Source organism: Zooshikella ganghwensis DSM 15267, from assembly GCF_000428585.1.
In the GTDB taxonomy this organism is placed as follows: Bacteria; Pseudomonadota; Gammaproteobacteria; order Pseudomonadales; family Zooshikellaceae; genus Zooshikella; species Zooshikella ganghwensis.
The window spans coordinates 1-20,771 of sequence record NZ_AUAF01000015.1 but is presented as its reverse complement, the minus strand read 5'-3'; the positions used below and the strand labels follow the sequence as shown (position 1 = coordinate 20,771).

Sequence of the window (20,771 nt, the reverse complement as noted above, 5' to 3'; positions counted from 1 at the left end):
GTTTAGTGAGGAAATCGAGTGAGCATGGAAGCATTTCGTAAGTGGCAGTGTACAGTCTGTGGCTTTATCTATGATGAAGCTGATGGCTGGCCTGATGATGACATTCCCCCCGGAACCCGCTGGGAAGATGTACCTGAAGAATGGATTTGTCCTGATTGTGGTGTATGCAAACAAGACTTTGAAATGATTCTTCTTGAATAATGTTGGACTGAATTTGACTTTAAAAATTTATAAAGCAACAGGTCATGTGTGTCATGGAACCCCTCATTATAATTGGTACTGGGTTAGCGGGTTATACCCTTGCAAAAGAATATAGAAAGCATGATTCATATTCACCGCTTACGTTGATCACGACTGATGATGGTCGTTATTACTCTAAGCCAATGCTGTCTATTGGTATGAGCCGAAAACAAATTGATACGGCAGATGCTCAGGAAATGGCCGAGCAGTTAAATGCCACTATCCTGACAAATACCCGTGTGACTGCAATTGATCCTCAGCATCACCTGATCAAGATAGGCAATGACGAACTTCGTTATCGCCAGCTTGTTTTAGCGTGGGGTGCTGATGTACTCCAGCTTGATGTTCAAGGTGACGGTACGGAGGAGATATACTCTGTTAACAACTTGCAGTCTTATGAGATTTTTCGCAAGGCAGTATCAGGTAAAAAACGTGTTGCTATTATTGGTAGTGGTTTAGTGGGCTGCGAGTTTGCCAATGATTTGATAGCGGCTGAACATCATGTGGAGTTGATCTCTCAAAGCCATAGCTTAATGCCTAAGTTGTTACCAGCTGATGTGGCTGCACCGTTGCAAAGTTGTTTGCAAACACTTGGTGTACGCTTTCATTTTGGCGTTGGTTTAGAAGAAGTAAACCGTATAGAGAACGGACTGGAACTGACCCTGACCAATGGCAAGCTTATTCATACGGATGTGGTGTTATCAGCAATAGGTATCAAACCTCACATCACAATGGCGCTTGAAGCCGGGCTTGAGGTTAATGAGGGTATTCAAGTTAATCATTTATTGGAAACTTCTGCACCTGATGTATTTGCTTTGGGAGACTGTGCAGAAGTAGAAGGACATGTCCTGTTGTATGTCATGCCGCTTATGGCATGTGCCAAAACATTAGCACGTACTTTAGCAGGGCATCCTACGCCATTACGTTATGGACCTATGCCCGTGGGTGTTAAAACGCCTATTTGCCCTGTTGTTGTTTGTTCACCACCTAGAGGGTGTACTGGGCAATGGCAGATTCATGCCGAAGGTTTAGATGTTAGAGCGTGTTTTGTTAAGGATGAAAAACTATTCGGGTATGCGTTAACAGGACGCTATGTGAAAGAAAAATATGCGTTAAATAAGCAGCTAACAATAAACTAATGGGCGCTATCAAAAGGATATTAGCAAAAGGCCGGTATCAAAAAATAAATAATACTTATAAAAAAATATGAGGGACAGAGTGTGCATAAGCCAGAGTTAATTTCTGCAATTGCTGATCATACATCAATGACGAAGGAACAAGCTTCTCATGTATTAACTGCAATACTGGATGAAATACAATTGGCCCTCAGTCGTGAGCGTGATGTTGTGCTTATTGGCTTTGGTACTTTTTCCAGGCAACATCGAAAGGCACGGATAGGAAAAAACCCGCAAACAGGACAGCCAATAGAAATTCCAGCAACCAATACTGTGAGTTTTAAAGCAGGTAAAAAATTAAAAGAAATAGTGAATGGGTGAAGTAAGATGATAAAGCTGAAATTGTTGTTATGGGTTATGGGATTATTGATGGGACGAGCCAGTAAACGCAATGAAAAATTACGAAAAAAATTAGATGATAAACAATTAACAGTGCAATTTCAGACAGATGATCAGCGTGTTGCTCGTCACTTTATTATAGAAAATCAGAAAATTTTGAGCCGGTCAGGCGTAGCCGATCAGCATGACTTTGCCATTTCTTTCAAAGATGCAGGAACGGGGCTTGCGGTATTAACTGCAAAAAACTCTCAGCTTGCTTTTATGCAAGCCATTCAAGAAAAGCAATTAATTGTGACGGGTGATCTAAGCCAAGTAATGTGGTTTCAAGGGATTGCTAAATACTGGTTACCTCGATAATTACGCTGATTTAAAAAATTGACTGAGTTGTTCAATTTCGCTTTCGCACTCAACAATTGATGCAACTGCATTAGCTGCATTTGCAGGGTTTAACTCTAAATACTCATATAATTGAGGAATAATGCCTTCGTCAGGCGCATCACCAATGCCATGCTGACGCAATAGTCGGCCAGTAATATTTAATAAGTGTGGATATTCTTGATGAGTACCAGAATACTCGGCCTCATTTTGGTAGCGAATGGCTGTGCAAACCTCTTCAGGCATATCCCATATTTGCATTAACCAACCACCAATCTGGTCACGAGATACACCAATAATATGCCGTTCAATATCAACATGGTTAATATGTGGATTCGCTTCTATATGACGGCAAATAAGCGAAAAATAAGGTGGAAAAACATAGGCTAACACTAAATAACCAAAATTATGGAGTAATCCACATAGATAAGAGAGTCCGAGTTCAGGACGTTTTTTTAACGGAATTTGGCGTACTAAGGATTCGACCGATGTGGCAGTAAAAGCAGCCTGGTGCCAATACGGCGTGAAGCCATGGGGGTGATCTTTAGGGGGTTGTAAAGCTTTACCCAACGATAGGCCAATTGCCAGGTTAATCACCAAGTCAAAACCCAGTACTCTGACAATAGCATCTTCGATGGAGCGTACTCGACCAGGGGCCGCATAGTAAGGAGAAGAGGCCCAGCTTACGACTTGTGCTGCCAGGCTGGGATCACGTTCCACAATGTCAACAAGATCTTTCACGGCTGCATTTGGATCAACACGAAGTTGAATAATACGTTGTGCTGTTTCAGGTAAAGGTGGAATTTCAATGGTTTGCTCTAGTCTTTGCTTTATTCGAAGAGAGGTAAAGTTTTCTACAGCTAAGGTTAATTCTTTAACATCAGTATTTGTATCTGTAGTAAGTGGCCGGTTTGGAATTTTTTCTGTTACCTGCATTGGCGTGGCGTTTTGCAAAATTTGCTTGAAATCCGCCATTCTTATCTTGATAAAGTGGCCTAACTGACCTGACTCTAAGTAAAGCTCATTATGGTCAAATAAACGATCATCAACAATGGTTGGAAATCCAGTGAGCTGTGGAATACCGGGCAGCGCATCAACCCCTTGGCTTTGCAAAATATGCTGTAGATTTTCCGGAGCAATAGCAGTGAGGTTTCGACCTAAGCGCTCATTTAAAGTGTTTAAGTCAATGAGGTGATCGTGAGGAAAGATAAGCTGTAATTTCCCCTCATTATCCTCTAACACAACTGACACAGCAACGTTTGGTGGTAGGGTGTTAGCTGGCCTCATAATTTGCTCATGTCCTGTAATACCATATGAAATATGCTCGCTTTCCAGCAATTTTTGTACTTGCTCAGGAATAGGCATTGGACTAGTACCTTTCCGACTAAACGATTAAATCTTTCAATTAGTGTAGTCAAAGAGCTACTGATCGTAGTAAAGAATGGCAAAAAACTATGAAACCATTTTGCATTCAACAATAAATAAGCGGAAAAAATAATTGAATGCTCTGTTACTTAAAAAGTAGAAAAGTTACTTAAAAAAGTAGGAAAAACTAAAAACAGAAACCCCAGAGTAAAACTCTGGGGATAAGTTTAAAAGTAGGATGGAGGGGGAGGTGGTGGTGGCAAGTCATCATCTGAATCTGGCCAGTCTGGATCATCGCCATCACCGGGTGGTTGTGGTGGCACTGGGATGCCTGGGTCATCATCATCGCCATCACCGGGTGGTTGTGGTGGCACTGGGATGCTTGGGTCATCATCATCGCCATCACCAGGTGGTTGTGGTGGCACTGGGATACCTGGGTCATCATCATCGCCATCACCGGGTGGTTGCGGTGGTACAGGGATATCTGGGTCATCACCATCGCCGTCACCAGGTGGTTGCGGTGGCACTGGGATGTCTGGATCATTAGGGTCATCTGGCCAACCTGGCCCATCAGGATCGTTGGGGTCACTTGGATCATTAGGATCTGGCCAGTCAGGCCCATCAGGATCGTTGGGGTCGCTTGGATCATTTGGGTCCGGTGAATCAGGATCGTTTGGATCGGGCCAGCCAGGACCATCAGGGTCATTAGGGTCACTTGGATCGTTAGGATCTGGCTTGTTAGGGTCGTCAGGATCACTCGGATCAGGTGTACCTGGATCTGGGTTAGGGGTAGTATCCAGTTCTACGTATTTTTTAATCCAGTCATTATAATTCGCGACTTTGGTATAAACGCCAGGGTAGCCTGGTCGAGCACAGCCAGAACCAAAGCTAACAACGCCAACTTGGTATAAGGTGTTATACCATTTCACAAAAAGTGGTCCGCCGCTATCACCTTGACATGAGTCTTTTCCACCCTGGCGATAGCCCGCACAAACCATGTTATCTGTCAGTCCATAATAAGCCTGCTGACATTCTTGTTGAGAGACAATCGGTACATCAACCTCGCGTAACTTGTTCGGAAGTGCTCCTCTGAAGTTTGCTTGTGTGCTACCCCAGCCAGCAACAGTAGAAGTTGCACCTGGTTGTGCTGCCGAATGATGGATATTAGTATCAGCAAGCTTTATTGTGCTGACATCAGCTTTGATAGGGCGACTTAATTTTACTAATGCAATGTCATTATCTGATGAGCGACTGTTATATCTAGGATGTGAAATAAACCGCTCAATAGGAATAACTTCACCTTGCCGACTATTGGTTCGGTCAAAGCGTCCCACTGTTACGTTTCTGACTCCCTTACAGTGGGCTGCGGTTAGAACCCATTCCTTGTTAAGAATGCTGCCACCACAACCACCAAGCCATGCCATAAATTTTCGTTCTGCAAAATTTGACTCTCGTCCACCGACTATTTCCTGTGTCGGTTTTGAATTTTTTGCCTGTTGGTAGTTGGGATTGATAACAAGCTGTTCGGGTGCGGCATGAACGACACTTGCTACTGCAATAAATAATGTGGATAAGGACAGTTGAATTGTCTTTATAGGGGGTGACTTATCTTTCATTGGCTAAGCCCTGTTAATGGGTGTAAATCTCGCTTTTCAAATTGGGTGTTTACTCTTTGTAATGTGGATTCCTTTATAAATGTGCTTTTTTAAAGGTGTCCATATATTTACCGGTAACACTATTACCGGAATAAAGTCACAATAATTTGGTGAAAAAACAAAGAGTATTGTTGGTGCTTATAATTAATTTGTTTTTTTAGACTAATTTTATTTAAGGTGAGAAAATAGTAACTGTTACACCAAAGAAGAATATTTTTAATAAAGGCGAGGTTAATTTTGTTTTTTTAGTTTGCTCTCATAGTAGATATGTATAAGAGTAGAATTTTATTATGTGGTTTTTATCCCGGTATACTCTTCGCGAAATTTTATTTATATGCAACTTATATGTAACCTGATTTATACCCTTGCGTAGTTTATTACTTCTTGATCTAACCAGCGCTCAATAATGGTATCGACGCGCTCAGGATAATGAGTTAATAATAATTGGGCGATGTGTTGCACTGTGGGTAATAGTGCTTGGTCACGTAGAATATCAGCAATTTTTAAGTTGGCGACACCTGTTTGACGTGTACCCAATACTTCTCCGGGACCTCTTAACTGTAAGTCTTTTTCGGCAATTAAAAAGCCATCATTGGTTTCGCGCATAATACTTAAACGTTCACGACTTTGATGTGATAGAGGATGGTGGTACAACAACACACAATGACTGGCAACTGAGCCACGGCCAACGCGGCCACGTAATTGATGTAGTTGGGCAAGCCCTAAACGTTCTGGGTTTTCAATAATCATTAAGCTGGCGTTGGGAACATTGACACCGACTTCTATAACAGTTGTGGCGACTAATAAATCAAGGTTACCCTCTTTAAATGCTGCCATTACTGCGGCCTTTTCATTGGCTTTCATTCGGCCATGAATTAATCCAACCCGAATTCCTGGTAATTGTTCTTTAAGAAGCTCAGCCGTTTCTTCTGCAGCTTGACTTTCTATTGCCTCAGACGTTTCGATCAACGTGCAAACCCAGTAAACCTGTCGCCCTTCTTGGATTGCATGCTGTACTCGTTGTATAACCATGGGTCTACGAGTATCAGGTATCGCGACAGTATTGACGGGGGTTCTTCCTGGGGGCAATTCATCAATGACAGAGCAATTTAAATCAGCATAAGCACTCATGGCGAGGGTTCTGGGAATGGGGGTTGCGGTCATAATAAGCTGGTGAGGAGTATACTGATTACTTTCGCCTTTTTGTGTCAAGGCTAAGCGTTGGTGAACACCAAAGCGATGTTGTTCATCAATAATAACCAGTGCCAGCTGATGAAATAAAACATGCTCTTGAAAAAGTGCATGTGTGCCTACCACCAGTTGTGCTTGACCAGATTGAATGGCTTCAAGTGCAGTGTTTCGCTCTTTAGTAGACATTTTTCCAGTAAGCCAACAGACGCTGATACCAAGTGGCGTGAACCAGTTCGAGAAGTTTTCCAGATGCTGCTCAGCCAGTATTTCTGTAGGGGCCATAATGGCAGCTTGTTGACCATTGGCGATGGCATGTAACGTTGCAAGTGCTGCGACTACCGTTTTGCCTGATCCAACATCACCTTGCACTAAACGCAGCATAGGGTGATGGTGAGCCAAATCAGTGGCTATTTCATCATATACTTTCTGTTGAGCTTGGGTGAGTGCAAAGGGCAGGCAGCTTAAAAAACCTGGAATATACTGGGTATCGGCGGGCAATGGTGCACTTTTTAATTGTCGTTTAGTAAAACGTAATTTCAATAAATTCAAATGGTGAGCCAACAGCTCTTCTAGGCATAAGCGCTGTTGAGCTGGATGACTACCTTGTTCAAGTTGACTGATATTGGTGGACGGTGGTGGGTTGTGCAGCACTGTTATTGCTTGGCTCAAAGGCATTAGCTGAGGAGGGAGAGCTGCTTCATCAGGTAATAACTCTTTAAGTTGTGGTAGGTATTTGAGTGCTTGCTGACAATACTGACGTATTTTTTTTTGCGTTAACCCCTCTGTTGTCGGGTAAACGGGTGTTAATGCCGCCATGTCAGCAGAGGGAGAGAGTGAAGCGGTAGATGTATTAATAAATTCATATTCTGGATGGATTAATTCTAACCCGTGTTGTCCACGTCGAACTTCTCCAAAACACTGGATAAGCCGGCCTGACTGAAACTGCTGTTTTTGGGCAGCAGCAAAATGAAAGAAGCGAAGCTGTAAACTGCAGCCAGAATCATCCTTTATTTTTACAATTAAACTTCGACGCTTACCGGGTGTTAAATGCGCACTTTGGATGGTGCCCTGTATAACGACTTCAGCGCTGGGCTGAAGTAGGTTAATAGGGGTTATCTGTGTTCTATCTTGATAACGAAAGGGTAAATGGAGGAGCAAATCCTGAATAGAACTTATTCCTAACCGTTGTAGTTTAGCCGCTGTGCTGCTACCTATACCGGAAAGTGCACTGATGGGTACTTGATGTAGTGGTGGTTGTGAGGGGGTGCTTTCCATTATTGATTACGTTAACTAAATGGATGCTTTTCCTTTATTCCTTTCTTTATCTGAAGGTGATGCACCACTCGTGGTGACAGCGTCATCTGTTGCTTTACATTCACCTTTGACAGCACACTGACGAATAGCTTGCGACAGTAAATCAATGGCTTTAGGACGTGGAAAGCTAACACGCCAGGCTAGAGCAATAGTCCGAAAAGGTGCTGGCGAGGTGAAAGATCGGGTGGTCAAAATACCGTCAGCGTAGTGACTGTTGTCAGCGGCAGACAAGGGCAGAACAGTAATACCCATCCCAGAAGCCACCATATGCCGTATAGTCTCAAGTGAGCTTGCCTCAATATCAGTCTGTAAGCCTTCAGTGTGATTAACACGTTTTTGTGTCAGGGCGGGGCAGGCTTCGAGGATTTGGTCACGGAAGCAATGGCCTTCACCAAGTAGCAATAGCTTATTTTCGGCTAACTGATCTCGTGAGATTTCCTGTTGCTTGGTTAAAGCATGCTCGGCAGGCAATAACACTGTGAATGGTTCATCAAATAAGGATAGTGTAACGACATCTGGTTCAGTAAACGGTAGGGCAATGATAATGACATCAAGCTCACCTTTACGTAATTTTTGGCGCAGTACTGCTGTAAAGTTTTCCTCAATATAAAGCGGCATTGAGGGCGTTAGTTCATGGAGCTGCGGTATTAAATGTGGAAATAAATAAGGGCCTACCGTGTAAATCGCGCCAATGCGAAGAGGCGTGGTGAGCTGGTCTTTACCGGCAGTGGATATCTCTTTAATGGTTGCGGCTTCTTCAAGTACTTTTTGGGCTTGCTCTACTATACGTTCACCTATAGGTGTTACACGTACGGCATTTTTTGTACGTTCAAAAATCGCAATGCCTAGTTCGTCTTCTAGTTTTTTAACGCCCACACTTAATGTGGGTTGACTAACAAAACAGCGTTCAGCTGCACGTCCAAAGTGCTGCTCTTGAGCAAGGGTCACAATGTAGCGGAGTTCTGTTAGTGTCATAGCGCTTACTGTACTTGATCTAATTTATATTCACATTACTGACAACTTAGTGTAGTCATAACGTTTTTTTATCCACAGAAATAGAAAAAAAGAAAAGTATTTTTCTTTTGTCATCGAGCCGTGGAAAGTCATACACTACAAATATTTGATTGATAAAATTAATTAGCTACTTATCTATAGTAGGTAATTTTAAGCTATTTGGACCTGATATGCATCGTAAATCTATCATAATTGTGGGCTGTGGCGACCTTGGCACTCGTTTAGGTATCCAGCTAAGTGAGCAAGGGCATGAGGTTTATGGGCTTCGACGTACAAAAAATGCATTACCTTCGTTGCTGAAGACTGTTTCGTGTGATGTCAGTTGTATGACATCACTTGCATCATGCTGGCCAGCAAGAACCTTTGATTATGTCGTCTATTGCTTGGCTGCTTCTGCTTACACTGAGGAAGGCTATGAATCAGCCTATGTGACTGGTTTACACAATGTATTAAAACAGTTGCAGGGTAACCCTCCTAAGCGAGTTTTCTTTATTTCTAGTACCAGTGTATATGAGCAGCGTGCTGGCGAAGTTGTAACTGAAGCAACGCCTATCAGCCCTAAACATTTTGCTGGGGTGGTTATGCAGAAAGCTGAACAGTTGCTTGAGAAGGTTTCTTATCCTACAACAGTTGTGCGTTTTGCAGGTATTTATGGCCCTGGTCGTGAGCGGTTGATAAAAAAAGTACAGTCAGGTGAAGTATGTTCTGAAGACACGAATCCCATCAGCAACCGGATTCATATTGAAGACTGTGTTGGTTTGTTAATGCATTTAATTAAACTCGACTGTATGGACCAGCCTTTACAGGATTGTTATATAGGTGTGGATAATCAGCCGGTGCCGCTACGTGAGGTAACGCTTTGGCTGGCTAAGCAGCTCGGCGTTACACCAAGCAAGGACGTTGCCATGGGACGAGGTGGAAGTAAGCGATGTAGTAACCAGAGCGTGCTTGATAGTGGCTATCAGTTCAAGTATCCAAGCTATAAAGAAGGTTACCAAGCGTTGCTATAACTAGGAATGCCAACAAACTATCATTTGGAGGCCCTATTTGGTAGATGTTTCCCCATCAAAATAAGACTGCCAAATAGCGTCTTATGTACCATTGTTACGAATAGCAATTAAGCCAGCATTAAACCGGTCACGAAGCTCTTCTGTTCGAAACGCTGCTTGGTAAACAGATGTTCTAGGGAAAATTTGATGGATATTGTATTCAAACTTATCGGTGTCTGGCAGCTTTAGCCAGTACCAGCGAAAAATGTTTCTATCAATAATAAGAGCATCAGCTCTATTTGTGAGTAGCATACTGATTTGTTGAGTTTGAGCATTTACTTCATGATAGGTTGTGGGTATTTGGTGGTTTTGATGAATGAGGTTTTGTAGCTCAGGACCGAGTAAGTGAGATGCACCTTGCCAGCTACTAATACGTAATCCTGCTAAGTCAGCAACATTGTTGGCAATAATATGGTTCTCTGTCTTGGTCACCAGTACATTAAAAAAAACTAAGTAAGGTGTTGAGTAAAATAAACCATCATTTGCTTTTGTGGTAAGTGATGAAGCCCCATCAAGCCGCTTTTTGACTTGTTGATAAAGTGTTTTCCTCGGAAATAACCGTATCACAACTTCTGTGTTTTGGGTGGCAAATGCCGCTTTTACCAGATCAATTTCCAAGCCACTTTCTTCATTGATGACATAAGGGGGTTTATCTTGACCAAACCCGATATGCACCATCTCAAAGGCTTGAAGGTTAGTATTAAATAACGCACAGCCAAAAGTATTAATGATAAAACCTATGAGTAGCTTGCTGGATAAACTCCTCAGTTTTCTCAAGTAACGGCTTTGCATGTGGAGACTAACAAAGGTAACAAATGATTTTAAATAGAGTAGTCTGCACTTGCAGAATAAGCTAAATGGTAAATATTGAAGGGAGTGAGAGGCTTATATTGGAAGGATACTGCTGCTGTTGCGAGCAGCAGTAAAACAAAGATTACTCAACCAGTTCCATAATACCGTCCATTTCTACCATCACTCCTTTAGGTAGTTCAGCAACGCCAATAGCCGCACGAGCTGGATAAGGTGCTTGGAAGTACTTAGCCATAATTTCATTTACGGTGGCAAAGTTGTTCAGGTCTGTCATGAAGATATTGAGTTTGACAATATCATTGAGTGAGCCACCTGCGGCTTCAGTAACGGCTTGCAAATTTTCAAAAACCTGTGTTGCTTGAGCTGCAAAGTCATCGTTACTTACGACTTCCATTGTGGTTGGATCGAGTGGAATCTGACCAGACAAATACACGGTGGTGCCCACTTTAATTGCTTGAGAGTAAGTACCAATGGCCGCTGGAGCTTTTTCTGTAGTGATGACTTGCTTGTTGCTCATGGAAAATCCTTCTGTTTAAACCTAAAGGTAATAATGGAAAACAAGAGGTCAATTACCCTTTTATTCGAATGATAGAAGAGACCCCTTTAATAGCTCGAAGACGCTTGATCGTTCTGGCTAGGTGCACTCGATCACGTACGCTAATAAGTAAGTGAATTACGCTAAAGCGAGCATCGCGCTCTTCCATGCTGATTTTTTCGATACTGGCATCTGTCGCATTCACTGTTGTGGCAAGTGTAGCGACGATACCTCGCTGGTGTTCCAACTCTACTCTTAACTCAACAGAAAACTCACCGGAAACATTTTTATCCCAGGCTACTTCAAGGCACTTCTCTGGGTTGTGCCTGATATCGCTGATATTGCGACAGGATTCTGTATGAATCACCATGCCACGACCAGCACTGACATGGCCTACAACGGGGTCCCCCGGAATAGGGTGACAGCACTTGGCGAACGAGACAACCATTCCTTCGGTACCGCGAATTGTCAGTGGCTGACTACTCGTATGCGTTACTGTTTCTTCTTCGGGAGGTGCAACTTCACTCACCAGGTGTCGTGCCACCAAATAGCTCATGCGATTACCTAAGCCAATTTCTTCCAATAATTGACTAAATGACGGCAGCTTTAACTGGGAAAGTGCATTTTGTTTTTGGTCGTCTGATAGTTTTTCAACAGTAAGGTTGTATCCTGATAGTGCTTTATTCAGTAAACGCTTACCAAGCTCAACAGACTCTGAGTGACGTTGATTTTTCAAAAAGTGACGGATATTAGATCGTGCTTTACCAGTCACGACAAAATTCAGCCAGGCAGGGTTTGGACGTGCACCTGGAGCGGTGATGATTTCTATGGTCTGCCCACTTTGTAACGGTTGGCTGAGGGAAGCTAGCTGACGATCAATACGACAGGCTACGCATGTGCTGCCAACATCGGTATGAACAGCATAGGCAAAGTCAACAGGAGTACAACCTTTGGGTAGCTCCATGATGTTGCCTTTGGGGGTAAACACATAAATTTCATCGGGGAATAAGTCAATTTTAACGTTTTCAATAAACTCTAAAGAGTCCCCAGCATTTTTTTGTAGCTCAAGGACTCCTTTTAACCACTGTCGGGTACGGGCATGGCTGCCAAGCAGGGCCTCTTCACCAGATTTATACAACCAGTGAGCGGCAATACCCTTATTGGCCATATCATCCATTTCTTGAGTTCGGATTTGAATCTCAATAGGTACGCCATGCATGCCAAACAACGTGGTATGTAATGACTGGTAGCCGTTAGCCTTAGGAATAGCTATGTAGTCCTTAAAGCGACCAGGAAATGGTTTATAAAGATTGTGTACGACACCTAGTGCGCGATAGCAGCTATCCACTGTATCAACAATAATACGGAAGGCGTACACATCCATTATTTCAGAGAACGACTTCCGCTGGTTACGCATTTTTTTATAAATGCTGTAGAGGTGTTTTTCCCGTCCGAGTACTCGGCCACGCAGCCCATGATCCTCTAAGTGTTTAGCGATAGCCTGTTGAATTTTATGAACAATTTCCTTGCGGTTGCCTCGGGCTTTGACGACAGCCTCTCGAATTAATCCTGCCCGCATTGGGTACATGGCAGAAAAGCCCAGCTCTTCAAATTCTACTCGGATATTATTCATACCCAGGCGATTGGAGATAGGTGCGTAAATTTCCAGGGTTTCTTTGGCAATACGCCGTCGTTTATCTGGGCGTAACACTCCCAGAGTGCGCATATTATGTAAGCGGTCAGCGAGCTTAACCAATATGACGCGAATATCCTTAGCCATGGCTAAAGCCATTTTCTGGAAATTTTCTGCCTGTTGTTCTGCTTTGGACTCAAATGGAATCTGGGTAAGTTTGCTGACGCCATCCACCAGCTGTGCGACGGTATCACCAAACTGTTCTGAAATAGCGTCTTTATCAACACTCGTATCTTCTAAGACATCATGCAACATGGCAGCCATCAGGCTGTGATGATCCATATGCATTTCGGCTAATATAGTTGCAACCGCCAGGGGATGAGTGATGTAAGGTTCTCCACTACGGCGCCGTTGACCATCATGTGCTTGTTCAGCATAAAAATAGGCGCGACGAACCTGATTAACCTGCTGTGGTGAAAGGTAAGACTGAAGCTTTTGCGCTAAGTTTAAAATGTTCGACAAGGCCCGCCTCCTGTGATCAAACTGCATCCATAATGGAATGTGTTTCTGGGTGTGGGAAGCGGGGTAAGTTCCTTCAGCAATTTTTGGGGAAAGTTGATTTCAGCGATAGAAATCAACTGTTTGATATATGCTCGCGCCCTGAGCTGAAATGCACAGGCAAAACACCCTAAAAATAATCCGTGAAGGGTATACATCTGGGTTATCCCAATTAAGCACCTCCTGAAAGTGAAAAGGCTACATCCTGATCATCTTCTTTCGGTTCATCTAAAATACTAGGACTCACATAGCCAGCAGCAATTTCCCGTAGTGCCATAACTGTGGGTTTATCGTCTTCCCAATCCAGCTTGGGATCTTTTCCACCTGTAGCTAACTGGCGTGCACGTTTAGTGGCAACCATCACCAGTTGAAAGCGGTTATCAACATTATCTAAGCAGTCTTCTACAGTCACTCGAGCCATTAAGAATCTCCATAAGCGAGGTAATTCAGTATTTCAGGCGGTCTGAAGGACCCGACAGTTTACTGAATCACCATTGTCTATGACAAGAGTTTTTGCAATAGCTGTTCATGTTTGAGCTGTTGTTTGTCTACTTTTAATCTTTGACTTTTTACAATGGTCTCAAGTTCGCTAAGTGCTTGCGAAAACTCATCGTTAATAATCAGATAGTCATATTCTACAAAGTGAGCCATTTCACTCTCAGCTTCAGCCATACGTCTGGCAATCACTTCATCATTATCCTGTCCACGTGTATTTAAGCGTTCCAACAGCGCTTCACGACTGGGCGGCATAATAAAAATACACAACGCATCAGGTCGTAAACGGCGAACTTGTTGGGCTCCCTGCCAGTCTATTTCCAGAATAATGTCAGTACCGCTTGCTAATTGCTCATTGACCCACTGTTCAGAGGTGCCATAGTAATTGCCGAATACCTCCGCATGCTCTAGAAAAGCACCATCAGCGAGCATTTGCTGAAACTCTGCTTGAGTGATGAAGTTGTAATTAACGCCATCCTCTTCACCTGGCCGTTTAGCACGCGTGGTATAGGAAACGGATACACGAATCTGGGGGACGCTCTTAACCAAGGCTGCAACCAAGCTGCTTTTACCAGCACCAGACGGCGCAGAGATGATATACAGGGAACCTTGAGTGTTCATGATACTCCTAAAGTCGTGTCACTTTTTAATGCCTCGAATACCCAAAACAAGTTAGGCGTTACGTTTGCTATCGGTATAAAGCTAGCAAATAACCGCGTCAGGTTGGTTGCATTTGCCTGAAATTTTAACCTTACTCTCGATAGGCTACTTTATAAGTCTAGTGTCTAATTATGCAAGATTTTAATTATTAATGGTATATATGGTCATAACGTTGGTTTGATTGTACTAGAATACATACAACAGTTAGTAATCTAAGTGGTATTCAACAAAATTTGTTGTATTTCCCTTCTGTTTTTTAAGCGCACTTCAAGCGCATCAATATATGTATTTTTACCTATAATTGAGAAAGGTATACCTAAAACGAAGGGTATCGCCAAGCATCTCTGTATTACCATAGGTAGATTTGATGTCACTAGCGGCAAACGAAACGATTTTCTATCTTAAGATTCCTTCATTAACAGACACTTTGAATGTTACCTCATTTATTGGGCATGAAGGAGTTTCTCAACTATTTCATTACTCAATAAATGCCGTAAGCATTAATGATAATATTGATCCAGTTAGCATGTTGCTTCAGCCTGTCACTTTAACAATAGTAGGAGAAGATTTTGAGCGACAGGTAAATGGCATTATTAATCAGTTTGCTCAGGGAAAAACAGCGGATAAATATACAGAATACTCATTCGATTTTATTCCAAAGCTATGGTATCTGACGAAAAGAACTGATTGCCGAATATTTCAGGCATTAACTATTCCAGAAATTATAAAGCAAGTACTGGAGGTGGCTGAGTTTATAGAGAAAGATGACTTTATTCAAAAGCTGACCGGTAACTATCAGCCACATGATTATATTGTCCAGTACAACGAAACAGACTTTAATTTTATATCCCGCCTGTTAGAACAAGAGGGAATTTTTTATTTTTTTGAACACCAAGTTGATAGTCACTGTTTAGTATTATCTGATCATAATGCTGCTTTTGGGCCTATTGAAGGTGAGTCTGTAGAATTTCATGGAAAAACAGGTTTAGTGCCAGATTATGAAGTTGTTGATGAATTACACTACACCTGCCAACGTACTATCGGTAAAGTTGAGCTGGATGACTATAACTTTACCAAACCAAATCTGGATTTATACGTCACAGCCAGTCAAGGTGATGAGTCACTTGTTGACTATCAATTTCCTGGTGGTTACCAGTTGCCTGAGCAAGGACAGCGTTATGCTCAACTCCGCCTAGAGGCATTTAATACTTTTGCTGAAAAGATCAATGCACAGAGTACCTGCCGTCGTTTGCTCCCCGGCTATGTGGTCGATTTGGAGCGTCACCCCAGAACCACACTTAATCAATCGTACATCATATGTCAGGTAATGCATGAGGGAGAGCAGCCTCAGGGGCAAGATGAGTATGCAACATCTGAAGAGGGTAGTTGGTATCGAAACCATAGTCTGTGGATTCCAAAAACAGTACCTTTTCGCCCTCCGATAAAAGCAAAAGCACCCAAAATGCCAGGTAAACAGTCTGCTGTAGTGACAGGGCCGAAAGGTGAAGAAATCTACACTGAGCGTTTTGGTCGTATAAAGGCTCAATTTCATTGGGATCGACTGGGCCAGCATAATGAGTATTCATCTCGTTGGATGAGGGTGATGCAAACCTGGGCTGGAAAGCAGTGGGGGGCTTTGTTAATACCTCGTATTGGGCAGGAAGTCACCATTGATTATTTACATGGAGATGTTAACCAGCCTGTAGTGACAGGTGTCGTCTACAATGGACGCAAAAATCCTCCATACCCATTGCCTAAGCATAAAACTCGTTCAGGATTTCGTACAGACTCCACTATCGGTAGTGGTGGGTACAATGAGTTAAGTTTTGAAGATAAACAAGGCGCTGAGCAAATACGCATTCATGGAGAGAAAGACAGTGATCTTCGTGTCAAGAATGACAGTCGTGAAGAAGTAGTGGAAATGCGACATCATGAAATTGTTGATAATCATTATTTAAAAATAAAACAAGACAATCACCTGAAAGTCGATCAGCAGCATGAAAGAGTGGTGAAAGGAGACATTCACCACCGAGTAGGTGATACTCAACACAGTCAAATAGATGGTGATCATCTACTGGATGCGGGACAGGAGTGGCAAGTAACAAGCGGCCATAAAATTGTTATTGAATCAGATCGAGAGGTAGTTTTTTACGCTGGTGGAAGTTTTATAAAAATTGATCACAGTGGTGTATATATTAATGGCCCAAGTTATAATTTGGGGGGTGGCTCTGCAAGTGGTGCACAGCAAGCCACGGCAGCTACTCCTGCAGCTCCTATGGAAGCAGATAAAGATTTCTCTGGTAATTATTCACTTAATCGTGCCAAGCTCACTGGGCAAAAGGCAAAACACTTTCAAGGTGAAGGTCTAAAGAAGATAGAGCCAGAGATTTATGATGAAGAATCTAAGCAACGTTGGATAAAAATACGAGTGGTTGATGAAAAAAATGAACCTTATAAAGGTGTTTACTATCAACTGCTTAGTTCAAATCAAAAGCAATTATTCGAAGACTTTATTCCTGCCGATGGCGTTATTTATAAAACTAAACTGGTTGATACACGCTATAAGTTAATACTAAAGGTCTGGGATTTAATTTGTGCCCGCCGCTTGAAAAAAGAGGCAGGTACAGAACCAGTACGCGAATGGTTGGAAAATCGACCAGCCTCGTGGCAATACCAGTTTCATGCCTATCCTGAAGATATAAAAAATGCATTATTAGTAGATATCGATGATGGTGGGAGATTAGTTGACGAAGAATCGTTTATTAGTAAAACTGCGGATGAATACTTTGGCGGTATAAATACAGAAATTGATGGCTTGGCAGTATGCCAACGACACTGTATTGAGATTGAATCGCTAGTGTCATATGTTCCTATTTTAGTGGATAGTCGAGATTATCATTATATTAATGCCTATAACATGGGTATGGGCTGCTTATGGGTATATTCTGATTGGGGAGAAAACGAGAAAAGCAATAATATAGGATCTTTGCAAGATGTATTAACCAAGTTAGCGCGGCACCAAAAAACAGAGTTAATAAACACCCAGAAGTTTAATTTTTTATTAGAAACAGCCCCATTTGCAGATCGTATGATGTTCCCCCGTTTATTTATAAATAAGCTTGTTGGAGCCGAAGCGCTAATTATTTGTCAAGGTAAACGGGTGATTATTTTTGTAAGAGGTACAGAAGGATCAGAGTGGCAGCTAAATAAATTAGAAGTGGTTTGGGGTAAACCTATAAATAGTGAGTTAGCAATAGAAATAGCTCCAGGTATTATTGCTAGGTATTTACTGAATATTGATCAGGATACAAAAGTTACAAAATCATTAAATATTATTTATGATTCTCCTGGATTTAAAGATGTTGTTACTGATGGAGATGCTGAGCAAGTACCATTTGTTCCTGCTCAGTCTAGACAAGATAAATTATTAGATGAGTGGGTTCCTTTTATAGATAGTAATGCTCCGCGTGTTCATAAAGGATTTAATCACTATGTAAAATCAATTTGGGGTTCTATAGAGCAGTACTTACTAAGACATAAAGAGCAAGTTAGTTTTTGTTTTATAGCCGGACATAGCCTTGGTGGGGCTGCAGCAACACTTATGGGAGCGATTATTCAGGAAAAAAAGTTATTTAATATGCCTGTATTATATACTTATGGAAGCCCTAGGGTGGGTACTAGACGGTTTGTTGAACGTTATAAATCAATTCCCCATTTTCGTCATGTTAACAATAGAGATATGGTGCCTATGGTACCTTTTCAAAGTATTAGTGGTGGGCTTTCAGATTTAGTGAGCTTTGTAAAAAGACAAAAAATAATTTTACAACACTTTGTAAGAAATGGTGTTACAAATCCTTTTTCGATTCCCGTTGTTGCATTATCAAGTACGATGTCAACGATAGCATCATCAGGTAAAACGGTACTGGATATGAAAAATATGGGTGAAGATCATTATCTTCACCATGGACAGTTACAGCAAATACTAACTATTGAAAATAGTCACTTTATCATTGGATTACAAAGCCTGGGTTTGACTCATCAAGGGTTAGCAACACTAATGTATTACCTAGCACATCAGCAATATGGACAGGACTTGCGAACGGATGGAGATAATTTAATTGAAGAAGGGATAAAGGTTTTAGATAATTTTTTCAGTCCTGAAATGGGGAATGGTTTGTTAACTATAGATAAAGCTACTTTGCAACAGTTAAATTTAGATCCAATCGAAGAGATTATCGAATCAGGTAAAAATCATAGTATGCCAGATGGTTATATACTAAATATGCAGTATGTTTTGAAGAAGCTTCTTAAACAAGATGATAAATATAAACATGATTTAAAGTTTGCAATAAATCATTTGTTGCAAACGAAAAAAACCTTAGTAAATTTCGTTAATAAAATGAAGGGTATAGGTGAGGAAAGTATTAGTGCATTGCGTGCATCATTGCGAAGTCCACATACAATTGATAATCGTGCAGAGTTACGCAAGAGTCTTGAGGAAAAACAGCATTTGCTAGACTTGGAAATTGACTTTTACATAACGCAAATTAATAAGATCGAATCTGATATTGCATTGTTTGACAAAATTTTAATTGGAGGGATTCCTGAAGATATGTTGGTAGTCAAAAATCTTGATAAGGATTCGATTTATGATCAACTTAAATAAAGTTAATAAAAAAATTTATTGGCTTTCTTTGGTTGCTAGTATATTGGTAGCTTGTATAATAGGCTGGTTTGGTAATGATATACAGTTCTGGTGGACTAAAGGTATACCTAAAGAATATTATCGTGCGAATAATATTTATATAAAGGATGTTCATGAAACAGTGTGGGGAGTTGACCTTGAAAATAACTTATTGACGGTTAAAGGTAAAAAAACTAAAGGCTGGTATGTTAAGGTATATGCAAAGTGGTCTTCATCTGGAGGTAAGTGCTCAACAAGGAGGGATTGGAGCGAAAAACCTGAAATGATACCAAGTAGATATAACTCAGAGTATTACGGGATTGATTTAGGAGAGGAGTATACTATTAGGATTCCTCAACAAGTTAATCACGATATTAATAAGTGTAATGATGAGATAGATGAAATTTATGTTTATTTCTACAATAGTGAAATTAGTATTAGTGTGCTTGCAATAAAATATTATGGAAGGAATATTCCTGTATCTAAAGGCAGGGTAGGTTACCCAAACCAAAAAAGGAAAAGTCACTGTTGGAAAAATCATAATAGTGTGTTTGGTGATGATACTCTAGTTGGCTTTTGTAAAACAAAGGTGAATGGACCTGATCCAAGTTATGTTTATTACGATCAAATAAAACCATATACTATTAATTTAGATTTTTGTTTTTTAGATGAAGAGCCTTTGGAATAGCTTAAGAGAGAACCAGAAAGCTTTATGGTGGTGTTTTGTAACTATTAGTATAGTTATATCTTGTATAGTAGGTTGGTTTGGGGAATCGATAAAGTTTAGGTGGACTAAAGGTATGCCGGATGATTATTATCGAAATGGAAATATTTATATTGGTAAATTAGATGAAAAAATATGGGGTATTGACTTAAAAAATAATTTATTAACAGTTAAAGGCAAAAAAACAAAAGGTTGGTATGTAAAAGCATATGTAAAGTGGTCATCTTCTGGGGGAAAGTGTTTGGCTCGTAAAGATTTGAGTGAAAATCCAAAAATGATCCCTAGGCGATATGAGGTTGAATATTATGGAATAGATTTAGGAAAGGAGTATATTATTAGTGTTCCTCAACAAGTTGATCATAATATCAATCGTTGTAGTGACACTATTTATAGCTTAAGTATTAGATTTTATGATAGGGATATTAGCGCAGGAGGCTTTACAATCAACTATTTCGATCGAGAATTTGAGAGTGGTCAAAAGTTTGGTTACCCAAATCCAAATCGGGTAAGCTACTGTTGGAAAGAGCCTGTGTATGACAATAGTAGTGATGTGTATGTTGGATTTTGTAAAACTGAAGAAAATGCTTCTTCCCCACATTATGTATATCATGACCAAATAAGGCCCTACACTATAAATTTAGATTTTTACTTTCTGGACGAAGAGCCTTCTGATAAATAAGTATAAAATTTTAGGCTCTATATGGATTCCTAGGGGGTAGCATATAATACAACCAAAGATGTATTATGCACGTCTATTTGGGTAAATTAAGTCAGTAATAAGCAAAGAATGATCAATATCAAACAACTGGTAAATGATGAGCAATGCTACCAGTTTATTCGTCAGAGACGTTGGCCTGATGGCGTCAGCTGCCCTCACTGCCAGTCTCAACAAGTAGAAGGCAATGGTAATCATCAAAAGCAAATTGCCCGAAAACGTTATCGCTGCCTAGCGTGT

Annotated in this window: 18 protein-coding genes; 9 read left to right on the top strand and 9 right to left on the bottom strand. The window is 41.2% G+C overall.

The window, feature by feature from the left end:
• The first annotated feature begins 24 nt into the window (after positions 1-24).
• The 4 genes from F607_RS0105580 (at position 25) to F607_RS0105565 (ending at position 2,111) form a co-directional block, all read left to right on the top strand.
• Positions 25-201 carry a rubredoxin gene (locus F607_RS0105580; RefSeq protein ID WP_038290231.1) on the top strand — a complete coding sequence of 59 codons (177 nt, stop codon included), beginning with the start codon at positions 25-27 and terminating at the stop codon, positions 199-201.
• 53 nt (positions 202-254) lie between these two features.
• On the top strand, positions 255-1,379 hold the full coding sequence (locus F607_RS0105575) for an FAD-dependent oxidoreductase (protein ID WP_230400366.1): 1,125 nt from the start codon (positions 255-257) through the stop codon (positions 1,377-1,379).
• A gap of 81 nt (positions 1,380-1,460) precedes the next feature.
• Positions 1,461-1,736, top strand: a complete 276-nt coding sequence (locus tag F607_RS0105570) for an HU family DNA-binding protein (protein WP_027707289.1) — start codon at positions 1,461-1,463, stop codon at positions 1,734-1,736.
• A gap of 6 nt (positions 1,737-1,742) precedes the next feature.
• Entirely contained in the window at positions 1,743-2,111 is a 369-nt protein-coding gene (locus F607_RS0105565; RefSeq protein ID WP_211233598.1) for a helicase, read from the top strand.
• On the opposite strand, the gene F607_RS0105560 is transcribed toward F607_RS0105565, so the two are convergent.
• The 4 genes from F607_RS0105560 to F607_RS28270 all read right to left on the bottom strand — a co-directional run bounded on the left by F607_RS0105560 (position 2,112) and on the right by F607_RS28270 (position 8,629).
• Positions 2,112-3,494, bottom strand: coding sequence for an HDOD domain-containing protein (locus F607_RS0105560; protein WP_027707287.1), 1,383 nt, complete (start codon positions 3,492-3,494; stop codon positions 2,112-2,114).
• Between the two features lie 227 nt (positions 3,495-3,721).
• A complete protein-coding gene (locus tag F607_RS32550; RefSeq protein WP_051310948.1) occupies positions 3,722-5,110 on the bottom strand; it encodes a serine protease in 1,389 nt (462 codons plus the stop codon).
• A gap of 396 nt (positions 5,111-5,506) precedes the next feature.
• The gene (recG, locus tag F607_RS0105550) at positions 5,507-7,615 is read right to left on the bottom strand and encodes an ATP-dependent DNA helicase RecG (protein WP_038290228.1); all 2,109 of its coding nucleotides are present in this window, start codon (positions 7,613-7,615) and stop codon (positions 5,507-5,509) included.
• A gap of 15 nt (positions 7,616-7,630) precedes the next feature.
• A complete protein-coding gene (locus F607_RS28270; protein ID WP_084611118.1) occupies positions 7,631-8,629 on the bottom strand; it encodes a hydrogen peroxide-inducible genes activator in 999 nt (332 codons plus the stop codon).
• Positions 8,630-8,838: 209 nt separating this feature from the next.
• On the opposite strand from F607_RS28270, the gene F607_RS0105540 reads away from it, so the two are divergent.
• Positions 8,839-9,678 (top strand): SDR family oxidoreductase, encoded by an 840-nt coding sequence (locus tag F607_RS0105540; RefSeq protein WP_027707285.1) that lies wholly within the window; start codon positions 8,839-8,841, stop codon positions 9,676-9,678.
• An 81-nt stretch (positions 9,679-9,759) separates the two neighbouring features.
• On the opposite strand, the gene F607_RS0105535 is transcribed toward F607_RS0105540, so the two are convergent.
• From F607_RS0105535 to gmk, 5 genes are all read right to left on the bottom strand, one after another.
• A complete protein-coding gene (locus F607_RS0105535) occupies positions 9,760-10,509 on the bottom strand; it encodes a substrate-binding periplasmic protein (protein ID WP_027707284.1) in 750 nt (249 codons plus the stop codon).
• 142 nt (positions 10,510-10,651) lie between these two features.
• Positions 10,652-11,044 (bottom strand): RidA family protein, encoded by a 393-nt coding sequence (locus F607_RS0105530; RefSeq protein WP_027707283.1) that lies wholly within the window; start codon positions 11,042-11,044, stop codon positions 10,652-10,654.
• Between the two features lie 52 nt (positions 11,045-11,096).
• The gene (gene spoT / locus F607_RS0105525) at positions 11,097-13,217 is read right to left on the bottom strand and encodes a bifunctional GTP diphosphokinase/guanosine-3',5'-bis pyrophosphate 3'-pyrophosphohydrolase (protein WP_027707282.1); all 2,121 of its coding nucleotides are present in this window, start codon (positions 13,215-13,217) and stop codon (positions 11,097-11,099) included.
• Positions 13,218-13,425: 208 nt separating this feature from the next.
• Positions 13,426-13,674 (bottom strand): DNA-directed RNA polymerase subunit omega, encoded by a 249-nt coding sequence (gene rpoZ, locus F607_RS0105520; protein ID WP_027707281.1) that lies wholly within the window; start codon positions 13,672-13,674, stop codon positions 13,426-13,428.
• 77 nt (positions 13,675-13,751) lie between these two features.
• On the bottom strand, positions 13,752-14,369 hold the full coding sequence (gene gmk, locus F607_RS0105515) for a guanylate kinase (RefSeq protein WP_027707280.1): 618 nt from the start codon (positions 14,367-14,369) through the stop codon (positions 13,752-13,754).
• Positions 14,370-14,775: 406 nt separating this feature from the next.
• Here gmk and tssI point away from each other — a divergent pair, with 406 nt between their 5' ends.
• From tssI to F607_RS35965, 4 genes are all read left to right on the top strand, one after another.
• Complete coding sequence (gene tssI / locus F607_RS0105510; protein WP_027707279.1) at positions 14,776-19,074, top strand: type VI secretion system tip protein TssI/VgrG; 4,299 nt, start codon at positions 14,776-14,778, stop codon at positions 19,072-19,074.
• Positions 19,058-19,780: a hypothetical protein gene (locus F607_RS0105505; RefSeq protein WP_027707278.1), complete on the top strand. Its 723-nt coding sequence runs from the start codon at positions 19,058-19,060 to the stop codon at positions 19,778-19,780. Before tssI ends, F607_RS0105505 begins: the two co-directional genes overlap by 17 nt.
• Before the next feature lie 112 nt (positions 19,781-19,892).
• The gene (locus F607_RS0105500; protein ID WP_027707277.1) at positions 19,893-20,495 is read left to right on the top strand and encodes a hypothetical protein; all 603 of its coding nucleotides are present in this window, start codon (positions 19,893-19,895) and stop codon (positions 20,493-20,495) included.
• Positions 20,496-20,603: 108 nt separating this feature from the next.
• Positions 20,604-20,771, top strand: a 168-nt coding sequence (locus F607_RS35965) for a transposase (RefSeq protein WP_038290221.1), incomplete at its 3' end; no start/stop codon positions are given.

Coding starts and splice junctions, on each gene's coding strand:
- F607_RS0105575 (WP_230400366.1), top strand. CDS start 255: ATGGAACCCCTCATTATAATTGGTACTGGGTTAGCGGGTTATACCCTT.
- tssI (WP_027707279.1), top strand. CDS start 14,776: ATGTCACTAGCGGCAAACGAAACGATTTTCTATCTTAAGATTCCTTCA.
- F607_RS32550 (WP_051310948.1), bottom strand. CDS start 5,110: ATGAAAGATAAGTCACCCCCTATAAAGACAATTCAACTGTCCTTATCC.
- F607_RS28270 (WP_084611118.1), bottom strand. CDS start 8,629: ATGACACTAACAGAACTCCGCTACATTGTGACCCTTGCTCAAGAGCAG.
- F607_RS0105505 (WP_027707278.1), top strand. CDS start 19,058: ATGATCAACTTAAATAAAGTTAATAAAAAAATTTATTGGCTTTCTTTG.
- rpoZ (WP_027707281.1), bottom strand. CDS start 13,674: ATGGCTCGAGTGACTGTAGAAGACTGCTTAGATAATGTTGATAACCGC.
- F607_RS0105535 (WP_027707284.1), bottom strand. CDS start 10,509: ATGCAAAGCCGTTACTTGAGAAAACTGAGGAGTTTATCCAGCAAGCTA.
- F607_RS0105565 (WP_211233598.1), top strand. CDS start 1,743: ATGATAAAGCTGAAATTGTTGTTATGGGTTATGGGATTATTGATGGGA.
- F607_RS0105530 (WP_027707283.1), bottom strand. CDS start 11,044: ATGAGCAACAAGCAAGTCATCACTACAGAAAAAGCTCCAGCGGCCATT.
- F607_RS0105560 (WP_027707287.1), bottom strand. CDS start 3,494: ATGCCTATTCCTGAGCAAGTACAAAAATTGCTGGAAAGCGAGCATATT.
- F607_RS0105540 (WP_027707285.1), top strand. CDS start 8,839: ATGCATCGTAAATCTATCATAATTGTGGGCTGTGGCGACCTTGGCACT.
- recG (WP_038290228.1), bottom strand. CDS start 7,615: ATGGAAAGCACCCCCTCACAACCACCACTACATCAAGTACCCATCAGT.
- gmk (WP_027707280.1), bottom strand. CDS start 14,369: ATGAACACTCAAGGTTCCCTGTATATCATCTCTGCGCCGTCTGGTGCT.
- F607_RS0105580 (WP_038290231.1), top strand. CDS start 25: ATGGAAGCATTTCGTAAGTGGCAGTGTACAGTCTGTGGCTTTATCTAT.
- F607_RS0105500 (WP_027707277.1), top strand. CDS start 19,893: ATGCCGGATGATTATTATCGAAATGGAAATATTTATATTGGTAAATTA.